General features: G+C 37.7%; 19 protein-coding genes. 17 read left to right on the top strand and 2 right to left on the bottom strand.

Annotation, left to right across the window (positions count from 1 at the left end):
• The first annotated feature begins 103 nt into the window (after positions 1 to 103).
• From E0E02_RS00875 to greA, 6 genes are all read left to right on the top strand, one after another.
• On the top strand, positions 104 to 3,196 hold the full coding sequence (locus E0E02_RS00875; RefSeq protein WP_133017581.1) for a DEAD/DEAH box helicase: 3,093 nt from the start codon (positions 104 to 106) through the stop codon (positions 3,194 to 3,196).
• A gap of 253 nt (positions 3,197 to 3,449) precedes the next feature.
• Complete coding sequence (locus tag E0E02_RS00870; RefSeq protein WP_074564304.1) at positions 3,450 to 4,043, top strand: hypothetical protein; 594 nt, start codon at positions 3,450 to 3,452, stop codon at positions 4,041 to 4,043.
• 32 nt (positions 4,044 to 4,075) lie between these two features.
• Entirely contained in the window at positions 4,076 to 5,407 is a 1,332-nt protein-coding gene (murC, locus tag E0E02_RS00865) for a UDP-N-acetylmuramate--L-alanine ligase (protein WP_133017580.1), read from the top strand.
• A gap of 54 nt (positions 5,408 to 5,461) precedes the next feature.
• Positions 5,462 to 5,962 carry a GNAT family N-acetyltransferase gene (locus E0E02_RS00860; RefSeq protein WP_133017579.1) on the top strand — a complete coding sequence of 167 codons (501 nt, stop codon included), beginning with the start codon at positions 5,462 to 5,464 and terminating at the stop codon, positions 5,960 to 5,962.
• A 107-nt stretch (positions 5,963 to 6,069) separates the two neighbouring features.
• A complete protein-coding gene (mltG, locus tag E0E02_RS00855; protein WP_133017578.1) occupies positions 6,070 to 7,761 on the top strand; it encodes an endolytic transglycosylase MltG in 1,692 nt (563 codons plus the stop codon).
• Between the two features lie 83 nt (positions 7,762 to 7,844).
• Positions 7,845 to 8,327, top strand: a complete 483-nt coding sequence (gene greA, locus E0E02_RS00850; RefSeq protein WP_020917348.1) for a transcription elongation factor GreA — start codon at positions 7,845 to 7,847, stop codon at positions 8,325 to 8,327.
• Positions 8,328 to 8,421: 94 nt separating this feature from the next.
• Here greA and yidC read toward each other — a convergent pair whose 3' ends face one another.
• Both yidC and E0E02_RS00840 read right to left on the bottom strand, forming a co-directional pair.
• Complete coding sequence (gene yidC / locus E0E02_RS00845) at positions 8,422 to 9,336, bottom strand: membrane protein insertase YidC (protein ID WP_074602729.1); 915 nt, start codon at positions 9,334 to 9,336, stop codon at positions 8,422 to 8,424.
• 86 nt (positions 9,337 to 9,422) lie between these two features.
• Positions 9,423 to 9,701, bottom strand: a complete 279-nt coding sequence (locus E0E02_RS00840; RefSeq protein ID WP_020917345.1) for an acylphosphatase — start codon at positions 9,699 to 9,701, stop codon at positions 9,423 to 9,425.
• Positions 9,702 to 9,736: 35 nt separating this feature from the next.
• On the opposite strand from E0E02_RS00840, the gene E0E02_RS00835 reads away from it, so the two are divergent.
• From E0E02_RS00835 to E0E02_RS00785, 11 genes are all read left to right on the top strand, one after another.
• On the top strand, positions 9,737 to 10,477 hold the full coding sequence (locus tag E0E02_RS00835; protein ID WP_074564297.1) for an RNA methyltransferase: 741 nt from the start codon (positions 9,737 to 9,739) through the stop codon (positions 10,475 to 10,477).
• Between the two features lie 93 nt (positions 10,478 to 10,570).
• Positions 10,571 to 11,074 (top strand): HD domain-containing protein, encoded by a 504-nt coding sequence (locus E0E02_RS00830; RefSeq protein WP_133017577.1) that lies wholly within the window; start codon positions 10,571 to 10,573, stop codon positions 11,072 to 11,074.
• 31 nt (positions 11,075 to 11,105) lie between these two features.
• Entirely contained in the window at positions 11,106 to 11,798 is a 693-nt protein-coding gene (locus E0E02_RS00825) for a Bax inhibitor-1/YccA family protein (RefSeq protein ID WP_133017576.1), read from the top strand.
• Between the two features lie 122 nt (positions 11,799 to 11,920).
• On the top strand, positions 11,921 to 13,162 hold the full coding sequence (locus tag E0E02_RS00820; protein ID WP_165937123.1) for a diaminopimelate decarboxylase: 1,242 nt from the start codon (positions 11,921 to 11,923) through the stop codon (positions 13,160 to 13,162).
• A gap of 139 nt (positions 13,163 to 13,301) precedes the next feature.
• A complete protein-coding gene (locus E0E02_RS00815; RefSeq protein WP_006532899.1) occupies positions 13,302 to 13,544 on the top strand; it encodes a YneF family protein in 243 nt (80 codons plus the stop codon).
• A 183-nt stretch (positions 13,545 to 13,727) separates the two neighbouring features.
• Positions 13,728 to 14,537, top strand: a complete 810-nt coding sequence (gene racE / locus E0E02_RS00810) for a glutamate racemase (RefSeq protein WP_014335198.1) — start codon at positions 13,728 to 13,730, stop codon at positions 14,535 to 14,537.
• Between the two features lie 17 nt (positions 14,538 to 14,554).
• Positions 14,555 to 15,583, top strand: a complete 1,029-nt coding sequence (locus E0E02_RS00805) for a nucleoside-triphosphate diphosphatase (protein ID WP_006532897.1) — start codon at positions 14,555 to 14,557, stop codon at positions 15,581 to 15,583.
• Complete coding sequence (locus tag E0E02_RS00800) at positions 15,565 to 16,086, top strand: metallophosphoesterase (protein ID WP_074482457.1); 522 nt, start codon at positions 15,565 to 15,567, stop codon at positions 16,084 to 16,086. The genes E0E02_RS00805 and E0E02_RS00800 overlap by 19 nt, the downstream gene beginning before the upstream one ends.
• Positions 16,083 to 16,550 (top strand): cyclic-di-AMP-binding protein CbpB, encoded by a 468-nt coding sequence (cbpB, locus tag E0E02_RS00795; RefSeq protein WP_133017574.1) that lies wholly within the window; start codon positions 16,083 to 16,085, stop codon positions 16,548 to 16,550. The genes E0E02_RS00800 and cbpB overlap by 4 nt, the downstream gene beginning before the upstream one ends.
• On the top strand, positions 16,543 to 17,283 hold the full coding sequence (gene xerD / locus E0E02_RS00790) for a site-specific tyrosine recombinase XerD (protein ID WP_133017573.1): 741 nt from the start codon (positions 16,543 to 16,545) through the stop codon (positions 17,281 to 17,283). Before cbpB ends, xerD begins: the two co-directional genes overlap by 8 nt.
• A complete protein-coding gene (locus E0E02_RS00785; protein ID WP_039696395.1) occupies positions 17,283 to 17,987 on the top strand; it encodes a segregation/condensation protein A in 705 nt (234 codons plus the stop codon). The genes xerD and E0E02_RS00785 overlap by 1 nt, the downstream gene beginning before the upstream one ends.
• Positions 17,988 to 18,003 lie beyond the last annotated feature (16 nt).

Below are 18,003 nucleotides of genomic sequence, written 5' to 3'. Positions count from 1 at the left end.
TTATAGAAAATAATAAAAAATAAAACTGATTAATCATTTTTTCAAGCTAAACAGGGTTGAATTTGATATAATTAAAGGATAAGGAAAAAGGTGGTGGCTTAGATTGGGTAGAATGATTCCAGGTCGAATTCGCAATCAAGGGATAGAACTTTACGAACAAGGTTTGGTTGATATCATTAGTAAGCGAGAAGATTTAATTCAGGCAAAGGTGGGCACACACCATCTTCAATATTCGCTAGAAGATGAACAAGTTAGGTGTGACTGTGACTTTTTTGCCAAGAAAAAATATTGTGAGCATTTAGCAGCCGTAGAATACTATCTCAAGAATAATACGGAAGGAAAAGAGTTATCAGATGAATTGAGCTCACACCAAGAAACACAGCAAGAAACTAAGAAAAATACCTCTTTTGGTAGTGTTTTTTTGGATGGCTTGGTGATTAATGATGACGATACCACAAAATATCGTTTGGCAGCTCATGGTAATCAAAGCCCCTATTCATCAGATTATTGGTGGACCTTAAAAATCAATCGATTGCCAGATGACCGCGCTTATGTTGTCCGAGACATTAAAGCCTTTTTGAACGCTGTTAAAAACGAGGGATATTACCAGATTGGGAAAAATTATTTTGAACCTTTGTCATTGATTCAATTTGATGAAGCCAGTCAGGAATTGATTCAATTTTTATGGCGAGTGATTCCAGATGGTGATCATCTTGATGTTGACTACATCTTACCAAATCATGGTCGAAATCTTTCATTGACAAGTGGAACTTTTGAAGAAGGTATCAACCTCTTTAATGACCTTTATGATTTTTCATTTGAACACAATCATCAAACTTATGGGCAGCTGATTTTTAGACCACTAAGTGGTTCAGAAGACTTAATTCAATTTAAAGTGGTGGTTCATCGTCAATCAATTGAATTAATCATTAGTGAAAAAGAATATCAACCGCTCTTTAATAATGCCTTTTTGTTCACAAATGGGTTTATTTTCAGTTTGAATTTGAAGCAACAAAAGATTTTAACGGCTATTCGTAGTTTGCCAATTGAGGCTGATTTGGCAAAACATTTGTTCTTTGATTTAGACGACCAAGCAAAATTAGCTGCTAGTCTTTTAGATTTTAAAGAACTGGGTAAGGTTGAAGCGCCGAAGAGTTTTGATATTCGTGATTTCAAAGTAACTTTTTATTTAGAACTCAATGAATACCGAGAAGTTGCTTTGCACGTCTCTTTTGATTATGGCAATGTGACTGTTCATAGCAAACGTGAGCTTGAAGAATTACCGTTTGCCAGTCATTTTAAACATGAGGAAAAAGTCTTTAGAACTTTGGAAGCTAATGGTTTTTCAGCCTCATTCTCGTCTTATCATGCGCCGCTAGCTGATAAGGATTTGTACGATTTCTTCACACGAACTTTGGGACAATTAGCACGACTAGGTCAGGTTACTTTGTCTGATGAGCTTGAAGAGATGCGTCAATTTGAAGAACCACAGGTTTCTGTTCATACTAAAGGTGGTTTGCTAGATATCTCATTTGATTTTTCAACGGTTTTTGAAAATGATATTGATGATGCCTTAGAAGCACTCTTTAAAAATCAACCTTATTTTGTCAATGGAGCTGGTAAGTTAGTTGTCTTTGATGAAGAAACTCAGCGTGTTAGTAGCACTCTTCAAAACTTACGTGCCAAACAACTGGATAATGGGCATTTGCAACTAGATGCTATTTCAGCTTTCCAAATTTCAGATTTGTTCCAAGGAAATGACCGCATTTCCTTCTCAAAAGAATTTGAACAATTAGCACATGATTTAACACATCCAGAAGAATTCGAGGTCACTTTGCCACCTCTACAAACACAATTGCGTGATTACCAAATGACTGGTGTTCGTTGGATGTCCATGCTTGACCACTACGGCTTTGGTGGTATTCTAGCCGATGACATGGGGCTGGGTAAAACCCTTCAAACCATTGCTTTTCTAGCTTCGCACTTAAAAGAAGAAACGCGTATTTTAATCTTATCACCATCAAGTTTGATTTATAACTGGAAAGACGAATTCACTCGCTTTGCGCCTGAGATTGACGTGGCTGTTTCTTATGGTTTAAAAGCTGTACGTGATGAGATTATCGCTGAAAATCATCAGGTGGTGATTACAAGCTATTCTTCTTTCCGCCAAGATTTTGCAGAATACAATCAGTTGAATTTTGATTATTTGATTTTGGATGAAGCCCAGGTGATGAAAAACACCCAAACGAAGATTGCGCATTACTTGCGTCAATTTGAAGTTAAAAATTGCTTCGCCCTTTCAGGAACGCCAATTGAAAATAAACTCCTTGAAATTTGGTCAATTTTCCAAATCGTATTGCCAGGTTTATTACCAGATAAAAAACGCTTTTTGAAAATGGATGCCAAACAAGTCGCACGATTTATCAAGCCGTTTATTATGCGTCGTCGCAAAGAAGAAGTTCTGCCAGAGTTGCCAGATTTGATTGAAATCAATTATCCAAATGAGCTTGACCGCAAGCAAAAAGCCATTTATCTTGCACAGCTCCGTCAAATGCAAGAAACCATTGCTGGAGCTTCAGATGCGGATATTAATCGTCGTAAAATCGAGATTTTATCAGGAATCACACGCCTGCGTCAAATCTGTGATACCCCAGCGCTCTTTATGGATTATCAAGGAGAAAGTGGAAAACTTGATAGTCTTCGTGATTTGTTAACGCAAATCAAAGAAAATGGTCACCGAGCACTTATCTTCTCACAATTCCGTGGCATGCTAGACATTGCTGAAAAAGAGATTGAAGAACTAGGTTTAACTTCTTATAAGATTACTGGTTCGACCCCAGCTAATGCTCGTCAAGAAATGACTCGTGCCTTTAACAATGGTTCAAAAGATACCTTCTTGATTTCTTTGAAAGCAGGAGGAGTTGGTTTGAATCTAACAGGGGCTGATACAGTTATTTTGATTGACCTTTGGTGGAACCCAGCGGTGGAAATGCAAGCCATCAGCCGTGCTCACCGTATTGGTCAAAAAGAAAATGTTGAAGTCTATCGTTTGATTACGCGCGGGACTATTGAAGAAAAAATCCTTGAGATGCAAGAAAGCAAGAAAAATCTTGTCACGACAGTTCTTGATGGTAATGAAACAAGAGCAAGCATGACTATCGAAGAAATCAAGGAAATCCTTGGATTAGAGCATTAAGATTTAAGTCAGTCTAACCTTTAAGGGAGACTGACTTTCTTTTTATGAAAACTTTGAAAAATGGAATGAATTAGTTTATAATAAAAATGCTACAAAGTTGGAGCTACGTTTAAAAAGTTAGGGGCTTAGGCCTAGTTTTTAAGCGCTAGCATTTAGTTACTAGGACGAGGGGTTGTCAAGGATAAGTTCCCCATATTTCTTAGTGAGTGATGATAATTAATAAACATAATACGTTAAGAGAGGATGTGACGCTGTGATTAGAAATCAAAGACGCTTTCCGCTTGTTGCAGACGGGGAGCCAGTAAGCAATCCACCCAAAGTAATGGCTTTATATGAAAATGAAGATTTGATTACCAATATTCACGGAGCTTATCAAGATAAAAACTATGATGATGTTACTAGAGACTATAATTTTGTTGGCAAAGATGAACAAGATGCCAGCCGCATAGAATCGGTGACTCAAGGTAAATCTTATGCTGAGTTAGCGCGTGAAGAAGCAAGACGTGATATCCGAAGAAAACGTCAAGCTTATCTTTCAAAAGAAGTTAAAGCGCCTTCTAAGGCAGCTTTACAGCAACAGCTTAAGGCAACATTGCCTAAGAAAACAGCAAAGCCTACAAGCAGTCTGAGTCATTTAACCGAAAGGTTGCATCAAGATGATTATATCTTGGCAGAAATTCCCGTAACTTATAAAAAGCCAGATAATTCATCAACAACTAAACCTAAGAAAAATAATTATGACTTCTTAAAAGAAAGTCAAATTTATAATAAGGAAGTCTTGCAAAGTCAAAGAGAACACAAAGTGGCTCAAGAATTGAATTTAACACGCTTTGACGATGCAAAATAAACTGCACTGCAGTTGTATATAGAGGAGAAAACATGTCTAAAACCTATCATTTTATCGGAATTAAAGGATCTGGTATGAGTGCTCTTGCTTTGATGTTGCACCAAATGGGACACAAAGTTCAAGGAAGTGACGTTAGTAAATACTATTTCACACAACGTGGTTTAGAACAAGCAGGAATTGAAATCCTTCCATTTTCTGAAGACAACATCACATCAGATGTTGAATTAATTGCCGGTAATGCTTTCCGTGAAGATAACAATGTCGAAATTGCCTATGCTGTCAAAAATGGTTTCAAATTCAAACGTTACCATGAATTCCTCGGTGATTTCATGCGCCAATTCACAAGCTTTGGTGTAGCAGGTGCACACGGAAAAACATCAACAACAGGTTTGATGGCACATGTTCTTAAAAATATTACAGATACATCATACTTAATTGGTGATGGTACTGGACGTGGTTCAGCTAACAGCAATTACTTTGTCTTTGAATCTGACGAATACCAACGTCACTTCATGCCTTACCACCCAGAATACTCAATCATCACAAACATCGACTTTGACCATCCTGATTATTTCAAGAGCATTGATGATGTTTTTGATGCTTTCAATGATTACGCAAAACAAGTTCAAAAAGCTTTGTTCTTGTTCGGTGATGATCCATATCTTCGTAAAATCACATCTGATGCAGATATTTACTACTATGGATTTAAAGATAGCGATGATTTCATGGCTTATGATGTTGTTCGTACAACAAATGGATCTGCTTTCAAAGTAAAACATGGTGAAGAAGAACTTGGTTCATTCCACCTTCCAGCATTTGGTCGTCACAATATCTTGAATGCGACAGCTGTTATTGCTAACCTTTACGTAGCAGGTATTGATATGGAATTGGTAGCAGAACACATGAAGACATTTGCTGGTGTTAAACGTCGTTTCACTGAAAAAGTGATTAACAACACAACTATCATTGATGACTTTGCACACCATCCAACTGAAATCATTGCAACACTTGATGCGGCACGTCAAAAATACCCAAGTAAAGAAATCGTGGCTGTTTTCCAACCACACACATTCACACGTACAATTGCACTTTTGGATGAATTCGCTAATGCTTTGAATCAAGCTGATTCAGTTTACTTGGCACCAATCTATGGTTCAGCACGTGAAGTTGACCACGGTGATGTTAAAGTTGAAGACTTGGCTGTTAAAATTAATAAATCAGCTAAAGTTATCAGCCTTGATAATGTCTCACCATTACTTGACCATGATAATGCTGTTTACGTCTTCATGGGTGCTGGTGATATCCAAATGTATGAACGTTCATTTGAAGAATTGTTGGCAAGCTTGGCTAACAACACACAATAATAACCAATTATCTTGAAAAGGAGCGAAAGCTCTTTTTCTTTTGTGGGGGATTTTATGATTATCAGAAATGTACGCCTTGAGGATTTAGAGGCTATCGTAGCTATTGAGCGTGAGAATTTTTCTGCGCAAGAAGCAGCAAGTCAAGAAGATATGAAAGAGCGCATTTTGACCATCCCAGATACTTTCTTGGTAGCTGAGCTTGATGGGGAGATTTGTGGTTACATTGAAGGACCGGTGATCGGACAACGTTACTTAACAGATGATTTATTCCATCATGTTGTTAAAAATCCTGACCACGGAGACGGAGGTTTTATTGCTATTACGAGTCTTTCGATTGCTCCTGATTTTCAGAATCAAGGTATCGGGATGGCTTTGCTTGCTACGATGAAAGATTTAGCTGTTGCTAGAAAGTGCATAGGTCTCACCTTGACCTGTCATGAGCAGCTTATCCCTTACTATGAGAGAAATGGTTTTATCGATGAAGGAGAGGCAGACTCAGCACACGGTGGAACCACTTGGTTTAATATGGTTTGGGAGTCTCCAGCGGTAGCGTAAGAAGTGACAAAGTGATTGTTAAGAATAGATAACAAAGACTGCTGCGAGTTGATTTTCACTATATTTTAGGATATAATGGCGATTGATTAAGAGTAGGAGGATAAGCTTTGACCGAATTTAACGACGATAAGCCAAAAACTCAAAAAGAAAAAAGTTTTAAGGAGCAAATTTTAGCTGAACTTGAAGAAGCTAATCGCTTACGCAAGCAACATGATTTAGAACTTCGCCAAAAGGAAAAAGAAGCAGAAGAATTTGCGCGTCGAACGGCTGAACTAATGGCTGAATACGAAGCAGAAGATCGAAGAGAGCGTCAAGAGGCTAAGATTCGAGAAGAAAAACGTCGCCTTGAAGAGAAAGCGAAAACTGCTTTAGCTGAGAATCAGATTGAAACCAAAATAGATAATCAAAAAATTAAAGACGTACTGAGAAATATCGATCAGACCTTTAACCCTGATGGAGCAGAGTCAGCTAAGGCTGATGATGAACAAGAAAGTTATCTTGTGAGAGCAACAGATGGTGTAGGTTATGATGGTAATCCAGATATTTCTGATACCCCTTCAGGTGAGTCTGAATCAAAAGATAATCTTCAATTTGAGCAAGATTCTGACCAATCAGATGAAACAGAGACAGACTTGGAGAATAAAGTGGGAACAAAACGCAGAAGAAAACGTCAAAAGACAAATAGCCTAGCAGGAAAAATTGCCTTAGTTTTAATTTCAGCAATTATCATTGCCTTAATCGCAACAGGTTTCTTTGTATACCGCTATGTTGATAGTTCTATTAAGCCACTTGATAGTTCATCAAAGAAGTACATTACGGTTGATATTCCAGAAGGATCTGGGAACAAATACATCGGGCAAATCCTTGAAAAATCTGGTGTGATTAAGAGTGCAATTGTCTTTAATTACTACACAAAATTTAAAAATTACAGCAATTTTCAAAGTGGATACTATAATTTGCAACCAAGCATGGATTTGGATGAGATTTGTAAACAACTTAAAGAAGGTGGAACACCTCAACCAGAAAAACCATCACTTGGTAAAATCTTGGTAACTGAAGGTTATACGATCAAGCAAATTTCTGAAGCTGTGACTAAAAATTCAGCTAAGAAACACGCTTCAACGCCATATACGGCTGATGATTTCTTGAAAGTCGTTCAAGATGATGCCTTTATTTCAAAAATGGCAGCTAAGTATCCAAAACTTTTAGGTAGTCTTCCTGAGGCTGATAAAGTAACTTATCGACTAGAAGGGTACCTTTTCCCAGCAACGTACAGCTACTATGAAAAGACAAGTATGGAAGATATTGTTGAGGACATGATTTCAACAATGGATTCTTACATGTCTCAGTACTACGATACTATTGCTGCAAGTGGAAAATCAGTTAATGATGTTTTAACACTTGCATCATTAGTTGAAAAAGAAGGTTCAACTGATGATGATCGCAGAAATATTGCTAGTGTCTTCTATAATCGCATGAATAATAACATGCCACTCCAAAGTAATATTGCTATTTTGTATGCAATGGGTAAACTTGGTGAAGAGACGAGTCTAGCGGCTGATGCAAGTATTGACACATCGATTGATTCACCGTATAATGTTTATACCAACACTGGTTTGATGCCTGGTCCGGTAGACGCTCCTAGCCTATCAGCTATCGAAGCAACCGTTAACCCTGCTTCAACGAATTACTATTACTTCGTTGCAGATGTTAAGACAGGTAAGGTCTACTACTCAGAAAACTTTGATGACCACAAAGCTAATGTTGAAAAATATGTTAATAGTCAAATAAATGAATAATTGATGACAAACATGGTGTGACTAACATCATGTTTGTATTTGTAGATTATCCAAAAAATAAATTTTTAGAAAAGAGATAGAAAATGGCAGAAAAAACTTATCCAATGACCCTTGCTGAAAAAGAACAACTTGAACAAGAATTAGAAGAACTAAAATTAGTTCGTCGCCCAGAAGTTGTTGAACGTATTAAAATCGCTCGTTCATACGGTGACCTTTCAGAAAACTCTGAGTATGATGCAGCAAAAGACGAACAAGCATTCGTTGAAGGTCAAATCCAAATCATTGAAACTAAAATCCGTTATGCTGAAATCATTGATAGCGATGCTGTAGCAAAAGATGAAGTTGCTATCGGTAAAACAGTTACTGTTCAAGAAGTTGGAACAACTGATAAAGATGTTTACCACATCGTTGGTGCTGCTGGTGCTGATATCTTCTCAGGTCGTATCTCTAACGAAAGCCCAATCGCTCAAGCTTTGATTGGTAAAAAAACAGGTGACATCGTGACAATCGAATCACCTGCTGGAAACTACGATGTTGAAATCATTAGCGTTGAAAAAACTGCTTAATCATAAAAAAGGCTGTTAAGCCTTTTTTGTTTGTTCTGTTATTAAAAGGAAACTAAAACACCAGAAATAATTTTCTGGTGTTTTAGTTTATGAATTATTTACGGTGACGTTGTTTACCAGCGTTACGGTTACTTTTCTTAGGTTTGTTAAGTTGAGTAGTAGCTGTTGGTGTTACGTCTTTGCGTTTAGTTGATTTGTAAGTTTTTGGAGGGTTCTTTTCAAATTCTTCAGCGATTTGTTTACGAAGTTTTGGTTTAATGATAAACATTGTAATCAATTGTTGAATGATTGAGAAGAAACCACCGACCAACCAGTAAAGGAGAACACTTGCTGGCATGCTCATACCGAAGAAGACCATCATGAGTGGCATCACGTACATTGTTCCTTTCATGGCTGCACGTTGTTCTTCAGCAACAGCTTGCATTGATAACCATGATTGGAAGAAGTAGAGAATAGCGATGACAGCTGTAAGCGGCATGCTGCGGCTTCCAAGGTCAATTCCTAGGAAAGTACTTTCAGCGACACCTTGTGTGTATTGAGCTGCGAAATACATAGCTGAGAAGAATGGCATTTGAACAAGAAGTGGAAGACATCCCATACCACCAAGCATGTTAATGCCGTTTTCTTTTTGTGCAGCCATTAATTCTGTTTGTGCAGCCAATTTTTCTTCTTGAGTAGTTGCATTACGCATGCGTTCGTTGATTGGTGCAAAGATTGGTTTTAAGTAAGCCATCTTTTCTGATTGGTAGCTTGCTTTCCATGATTGGTAAAGTCCAAGCGGAAGAATGATACAACGAACAATGATTGTTACTAAGATAATGGCTAAGCCAAATCCAAGGTCCATGTTGTTGGCAAAGTATTGGATAAGTTTTGCCATTGGTTCACCGAGCAAGTGCCAAATAGTCCCTGTTGGGTTACCATGTGAATCTCGGCTGACACAACCACTTAGTAAGAACAATAACGATAAGCTTAGTCCTGAAAAGAGGACGCGATTTAGTTTCTTTTTCAATTGATTGTTTCCTTTTATTATAATACCCTATTATTTTACTGTTTTTTCTGTATTTTCTCAATACGTCTGTAGTCTTATTTATAGAATTAGTTGGCAATTTGGAAATCAGTGTAATCTTTAAAATTTGCCATTTTGACGTCGACGTAGGTTACTTTTGCCCATTTAGATGGTCCTTTGCGAATTTCTTGAATAAATTTTGCCATTTTAGCGGAATCGTCGGACTGGGCGAGGATTTCAACGGTACCATCATCATTATTCCAGACGCGACCGTAAATATCACCTAGGCTTTGAGCAAGGGCGAAAGTCGAATAACGAAAACCTACTCCTTGAACTCGGCCTGAGACAATTAGACGAACTTTTTTCATCTCAAATTCCTCCTATTATATGCTATAATCTTCTTATGACTATTATAACTTCTAAATCAAATAATCTCATTAAAAAGACTAAAAAATTATTGAAAAAAAAATACCGTGAGCATTCTTATTTAATTGAAGGCTGGCACTTGTTTGAAGAAGCTCAAAAAGCTGATGCAGAATTCTTGAACATTTTTGTTCTTGAAGAGTTTTCAGACCGCGTTGAGGGCTTATCTCATGTAACTTATGTGACGCCAGAGGTATTAAAAGAATTAACAGACTCTAAGACACCACAAGGCATTATTGCAGAAGTGGTGATGCCAAGCTTGCCGCTAGCTGACTTGAAAGCTGGTCGCTACTTGGTATTAGAAGATGTTCAAGACCCTGGGAATGTCGGAACCATGATTCGTACGGCTGATGCTGCTGGTTTGGATGGGGTATTGATTTCTGAGAAAACGGCAGATATTTACAATCAAAAAACTCTTCGTTCAATGCAAGGTAGTCATTTTCATTTGCCAGTTTGGCGTACCAATGTTTATGAAGCTTGCCAAAAATTGCAAAGTCTTGGTGTGCCATTAGTTGCTACGACGCTTTCAAAAGATTCTGTTGATTATAAGACTGTTGAGCATAAAGGTGAGTTTGCTCTTGTCATGGGAAATGAAGGAAATGGCATTTCAGAGCAAATGACAAAACAAGCTGACATCTTGGCCCACATCATTATGCCTGGACAAGCAGAAAGTTTGAACGTTGCTGTGGCAACAGGGATTGTTCTCTTTAGTTTAATTTAATCTTAAACGTTTTCATACTTTGAATTTTTTAGTCATCGTTTCAGTCTATTTTAAGTTGATATGCTATAATTAGGGTGAAAGAAGGTGATTCTAATGGGTGCATATAAAAAAGATAAAGAGTTCATGGAACTCGTTGGTCATCTCATCAAACACCCCCGTTTTCAGAAGCTAGATAAAATTCCGCAGCATCATTATTCAACCCGTATGGAACATTCAATTAATGTGGCTTATACGAGTTATAAGATTGCTAAAAAACTAGGTTGGGATGAAAAAGCCACTGCGCGTGGAGGTCTTTTGCATGATTTCTTTTATTATGATTGGCGAGAAACCAAGTTTAATAAGGGGCATGCGTGGGTACATCCAAGAATTGCTGTTCGAAACGCTAGAAAATTAACGACTTTAAATAAGCGTGAAGAAGATATCATTTTAAAACACATGTGGGGGGCAACGATTGCTCCGCCGCGTTATAAAGAAGGTTACATTGTGACGATGGTCGATAAGTATTGGGCTGTCAAAGAAGCCATTACACCATTTCGCAATCGTTTTGGTAAGAAAAGACGCTACAGCCGTAAGATGTTACCAAGTAACCATCGTTAATGGATAGAATTTATCAGGAAGGGAGATTCTTTTGAATCAGAACGATATTATTTACACACAGACCGATAGTGGTTTGAATCGTTTTTTTGCTAAAATTTATGGATTAGTTGGTATGGGAATCGGCTTGTCAGCCTTTGTCTCATTCTTGATGCTTTATGTCTTTACTGACAATATGATTAACATCATGACTAATCACCCATTTATTTATTATGGTGCAGTTTTCTTAGAGTTGGCTTTGGTTTTCTTAGCTAGTGGTGCTGCTCGTAAAAATACACCATCTGCTTTGCCTTTGTTTTTATTTTATTCAGCTCTGAATGGCTTTACCTTAAGTTTCATCATTGTTGCTTACACACAAACAACGGTTTTACAAGCCTTTGTCTCATCTGCCTTAGTCTTTGGTGTGATGTCAGTCCTTGGTTTTGTCATTAAAAAAGATTTGTCTGGCTTTGCAAAAGCAGCCTTGGCAGCTTTGATTGGTATTATCATTGCAAGCTTTGTCAATATTTTTATTGGCTCAGGGATGATGAGCTTTGTTATCAGTATTATTTCAGTATTGATTTTCTCAGGGCTTATCGCTTATGACAATCAAATGATTAAGCGTGTTTATGAAGTGACAGGTGGTCAAGTTGGTGATGGCTGGGCTATTTCAATGGCACTTAGTCTTTACCTTGATTTTATCAACTTATTCTTGAATTTGCTTCGCTTGTTCGGAAGCGATGATTAATGAATTAACTAGTGCAACTTTGTTTGCGCTAGTTTTTTTCGTTTTTCAGACCAAGGTCATTGGTCATTTCTTGTCTTTATGTTATAATAGTCCTAATATTTTGAAAATTCGAGGAATTAATTATGAAAACACCATTTATTTCAGCCAAAGAGCTTCAAAACATTACGAATGAATTTCCAACGCCATTTCACCTTTACGATGAAAAAGGGATTCGTGAAAAGGCTCGTGCTTTGAACAAGGCCTTTGCTTGGAATAAAGGGTTTAAGGAATATTTTGCCGTAAAAGCTACCCCAACACCAGCTATCTTGAAGATTCTACAAGAGGAAAATTGCGGGGTGGATTGTGCGACAGAAGTGGAACTTTTGATGAGCCACAAGCTAGGCTTTACTGATATCATGTTCTCATCAAATGATACGCCAGCGCGTGAATTCAAGTACGCTAGAGAAATCGGTGCAACCATCAACCTTGATGCTTACGAACATATCGCCTTTTTAAAAGAGGTGGCAGGCTTACCAGATACTGTGTCACTTCGATACAATCCAGGTGGTGTTTTCTCGCTTGGAACAGATATTATGGACAATCCAGAAGAATCAAAATTTGGGATGACCAAAGACCAGCTGATTCAAGGTTTTAAAGATTTGAAAGCAGAAGGCGTCAAAAACTTTGGTATTCATTCATTTCTTGCTTCAAACACAGTGACCAATGATTATTACCCAGAATTAGCCCGTCAATTATTTGAATTAGCTGTTGAAGTGAAAGAAAAAACTGGCGTCGTGATTAACTTTATCAATTTATCTGGTGGTGTTGGAGTCAACTACCGTCCAGAACAAAAAGCTAATGATATTGCGGCGATTGGTGAAGGGGTCCACCGTGTCTTTGATGAGGTGTTGGTTCCTGCTGGACTTGGGGATGTGAAAATCTTTACTGAACTTGGTCGTTTCATGTTAGCGCCGCATGGTTTGCTTGTAACCAAGGTTCGTCACCGCAAGCAAACTTATCGCACATACATTGGTGTTGATGCCTCAGCCGTTAACTTGATGCGCCCAGCCATGTATGATGCTTACCATCACATCACAAACATGACTAATCCAAATGGAAAACTTGAAGTGGTCGACGTGGTTGGTTCTCTTTGTGAAAATAACGATAAATTTGCTAAACAGCGTGAATTACCTGAAGCGCGTGTCGGTGATACATTGGTCATTCATGATACAGGAGCACACGGTTTTTCAATGGGTTATCAATACAACGGTCGCTTACGTTCAGCTGAGATTCTTTACCAAGAAGATGGCAGTGCACGTTTAATCCGCCGTGCCGAAACACCAGAAGATTATTTTGCAACCATTAAAGGATTTGATTTTGAATAAGTTATAAGAGCAGTTAGCTAAGGACTACAGATGGCCTTTAGTTAGCTGTTTTTTTATTAAGAAAAAGCTTTCAAGAATTTGTAAACTCTTTCCATTTTTGCTATAATAAATTATGTAAAAAACTTAGGAGAAAATATTCATGACAACATTTCTTTGGATTTTGTTAGTTTTGGTTGCTTTGTTTGGTGGCCTTGTTGGTGGCGTTTTTATCGCTCGTAAACAGTTTGAAAAGGAAATCGGTGAACACCCACGCTTGACGCCTGATGCGATCCGTGAAATGATGAGCCAAATGGGTCAAAAACCTAGTGAAGCTAAAATTCAACAAACGTACCGTAACATTATCAAACAATCAAAAGCAGCTGCAGCAAAAGCTAAAAAATAATCTTTACGCTTTGGTTTGAAAAATGCTAAAGGCGGATGACTTATTGTTTGATAGTTTTTGACCTTACATACAAGTCAGTCTTTAACAAACGTTTTCGAGCACAGAGCTCAGAAATGAATGACTCAGTTGGCTCACCAACTGGGTTTTTTCTAAGTCTAATTCCCTTATTAGAAAGAAGATTCTATGGATAATAGACCAATTGGTTTTTTAGATTCTGGAGTTGGTGGTTTAACAGTTGTACGTGAATTGATGCGTCAACTACCACATGAAGAAATTGTATATATTGGAGACTCAGCAAGAGCTCCTTACGGTCCTAGACCTGCTGAGCAAATTAGAGAATACACTTGGGAATTGGTTAATTTCTTGTTAACTAAAAATGTTAAGATGATTGTCTTTGCTTGTAATACAGCGACAGCAGTTGCTTGGAAAGAAGTTAAAGAGAAACTTGATATTCCTGTTCTTGGTGTTATTTTACCAGGTTCTAGTGCCGCGATTAAATCGACACGTAACGGTAAAATTGGGATTATCGGAACTCCGATGACCATTAATTCAGAAGTTTACCCTGAAAAGATAAAATCATTATCACCCAAAATGGAAGTTAGCGGTCTAGCTTGTCCCAAGTTTGTTCCAATCGTTGAGTCAAATGAAATGGGGTCAAGTGTTGCTAAAAAAGTTGTTTACGAAAGTTTAGCGCCGCTTGTTGGTAAAGTTGACACATTGGTTCTTGGATGTACGCATTACCCACTACTTCGTCCAATCATTCAAAATGTGATGGGACCTAATGTTAAATTAATCGATAGTGGTGCTGAATGTATTCGAGATGTGTCAGTGTTATTAAATTACTTTGAAATTAATCATAGTCGCACGGAAAATGCTGTAGATCACCATTTCTACACAACAGCAAGTAGTCAGCGTTTTAAAGAAATTGCGGTGAACTGGCTAGGAACTGACATTGATGTGCAACATGTTGATTTGGAAAAGTTGAACAAATAGAAATGAGATGGTAATAAATGGCTGATAAAATTTATGAGTATAAAGATAAAGAAAATTGGTTCCTTGGCGAGTGGGGTGGCTTCAATGCCATTTCAGGTCTTGGAAATGTCTGTGGTGACGATCTTTATGAATTGAGCCAACAAGTCGCAAAACTTGTTGCAAGTAAATGCTGTGGCAAATGTCACGGACACGGTGAAGGCGGCTGCCATAAAGACGAATTTAACGGCTACAACGTCACTGTTGTTAAAAAATCATCTGATTTTCAATTGATTCGCTTTGTTGTTGGCATGATTAACGAAGAAACTAATCGTCATTTAGAAGTGCAACAACGTGCGGGTGCGGTTGTGGTTACTGAGGATGACCAATTGTTATTTGTGCATCTACCAGAAGACGGTGTTGCTGCGTCAGCCTTTTTTGGAAAATCATCTGAAAATGCATTTGGTGATACAATCTTGATTGCTACACGCAATGAAGGTAAAACCAAAGAATTTCGTAAAATGTTTGATCAACTAGGCATCAAAGTTGAAAACCTAAATAACCACCCAGAATTGCCTGAAGTGGAAGAAACTGGAATGACCTTTGAAGAAAATGCACGCTTGAAAGCTGAAACGATTTCAAAATTAACTGGGAAAATGGTTCTTGCTGATGATTCTGGCTTGAAAGTTGATGTCCTTGGTGGTCTTCCTGGTGTATGGTCAGCTCGTTTCTCTGGCCCAGACGCTACAGATGAATCAAACAATGCTAAATTACTTCATGAATTAGCAATGGTATTTGATATGAAAGACCGTTCAGCGCAATTCCACACAACACTTGTGGTTGCTGCACCAGATAAGGAAAGTTTGGTTGTTGAAGCAGATTGGCCTGGCTACATTGCTATGGAAGCAAAAGGCGACAACGGCTTTGGTTATGACCCACTATTCTTAGTTGGTGAAACTGGACGTCACGCTGCTGAATTGACAGCAGATGAAAAAAATGAAATCTCACATCGCGGGTTGGCTGTTAAGAAATTAATGGAGGCATTCCCAGTATGGAAAGCAGAACAATAATTGTAATGAGTGATTCTCACGGTGACCGTGAGATTATTAGCAACATTAAACAACGTTATCAAGGCGAAGTTGATGCCATTTTCCATAATGGAGATTCTGAGCTACCAAGTTCAGATCCCATTTGGGATGGTATCAAAGTGGTTCGTGGTAATTGTGATTACGATAATGGTTATCCTGAAAGATTGACAACTTATCTTGACGATATTGTCATAGCACAGACTCACGGACACCTTTATAACATTAATTTTACATGGGATAGATTGGATTTATTTGCTCAAGAAGAAGATGCAGATATCTGCCTTTATGGGCACTTGCACCGAGCAGCAGCTTGGCGTAATGGTAAAACTGTTTTTATCAATCCAGGTAGTGTTCTTCAACCTCGTGGTGATGTCAAAGAAAAGCTTTATGCTAAAGTAATTATCACTAAAGACAAGATTAAGGTTGATTTTTACACACGTGACCACAAACTCTATCCGGCACTTTCAAAGGAATTTGACAGATGATAGCAAAAGAATTTGAAGAATTTCTTCTTAGCCATTTGGATCATTACTTGATTCCGGCAGAAGATTTGGCGATTTTTATTGATACGCATAATTCAGACCACGCTGTGTTGCTTTTAGCTAATAATGGTTATTCACGTGTTCCTGTTATCACCAAAGATAAAGAATACGTTGGAACTATCAGCATTGCTGACATTATGTCTTATCAAGCTAAAAATCAATTGACCGATTGGGAATTGGCTCAGACTGATATTGGTAAGATGGTTAATACCAAATTACAAACCATTAGTGATACTTCAAGCTTAACGGATATTATGCATTTGTTAGTGGACTATCCTTTCTTGCCAGTCTTAGATAAAAATAACCACTTCCTAGGCATTATTACACGTAAATCGATTCTAAAGGCTGTTAATAGTCTCTTACACGATTTCACTGATTATTATACGATTACCCCGAAAGATGATTGATTTTATCCAAGAATTTATTGACAGTAAGTCTCTCTCAGAGAATTCTAGAAATGCTTATTTTTATGATTTGCAGCAGTTTGTTGAGGCTGTTGATGGCAAAGTCAGCAAAGAAAAGCTGGCGCTTTATGAGCATTCATTGGCACCTTTAAAAACCTCAGCCAAAAAGCGTAAGATTTCAGCGGTAAATCAGTTTTTGTATTTTTTGTATGATACTGAGCGCTTAGATCGTTTTTATAAATTAAGCAATAAAGAAAAATTGGCCACGAAACCGGTTAGTAAGGAGTTGCTGGATTATTCGGCTTTTTATCAAGAAAGTTCTTATCAAGCTGGTCAGTTGATTGCGCTTTTGATGATTGAACTGGGCTTGTCGTCTAGTGACCTTCAAGGCTTAAAAGTTGCTGATTTGGATAGGACTTTTGCTGTTTTGCGCGTGCAAAAAGCTGGCTTGGTCAGAGTGCTAGAAGTTCCTGCAAAATTGCTTGATTACATAACTGCCAATTTGTCTGAAGAACAGATTTATCTTTTTGATAATCAAGGTAAATCTTATTCAAGACAATGGTTCTTTAATCAATTAAAAGCATTTTTGGCTTCTTTGGGTTTGGAAGACTTATCAGCGCAGGATATGCGCCGTCAATATGTTTTACATCAAAAAGCAGCAGGAAAATCTTTATTAGAAGTTAGTCGCAATTTAGGGCTTAAGAGTCCAGTGACTTTAGAGAAATTTTATAACTAATGGATATTAAATTAAAAGATTTTGAAGGGCCTCTGGATTTGCTTTTGCACTTGGTCTCTAAATATCAGATGGATATTTACGACGTTCCAATCGTGGAAGTTATCGAGCAGTATTTGGCTTATATCTCAACCTTACAAGCCATGAAATTAGAAGTGGCTGGTGAATATATGGTTATGGCCAGTCAGCTCATGCTGATTAAAAGCCGTAAGCTACTTCCAAAAATTGTTGAAGCAGAGCCAGAAGAAGATGACCCTGAACAAGAATTGTTGACACAAATCGAAGAATATCGTCGCTTCAAGGCGATTAGTGAGGAAATGTCAGCCCAGCACGATGAACGTGCTAAATTTTACTCAAAACCAAAACAAGAATTAATTTTTGAAGATGCGGTTTTAGCTCATGACAAGACGATTATGGATCTTTTCTTGTCATTTTCACATGTTATGGCTGAAAAGCAAAGAGAATTGAAAAATAGTCATACGGTTGTTGAGCGTGATGATTATCGTATTGAAGACATGATGACGGTTATTTCAGAACGTCTCAGTCAGTCTAAAAAACTTGTTTTGAACAAGGTTTTCAAAGAATGTCAATCTATTCCAGAGATGATTACCTTATTTTTGGCGACTTTAGAATTGATTAAAGTCCATGAGGTGGAAGTAGAACAAGAGGAAAACTTTGGAGATATTGTTTTACGAAGTGTTAGTTGAGTGAAAAAACGATAAC

It is taken from the genome of Streptococcus sp. KCJ4932 (assembly GCF_004352745.1).
Taxonomy (GTDB): Bacteria; Bacillota; Bacilli; order Lactobacillales; family Streptococcaceae; genus Streptococcus; species Streptococcus ruminicola.
Note: the sequence above shows the minus strand (reverse complement) of the source record. Positions and strands in the feature narration are given on the sequence as shown.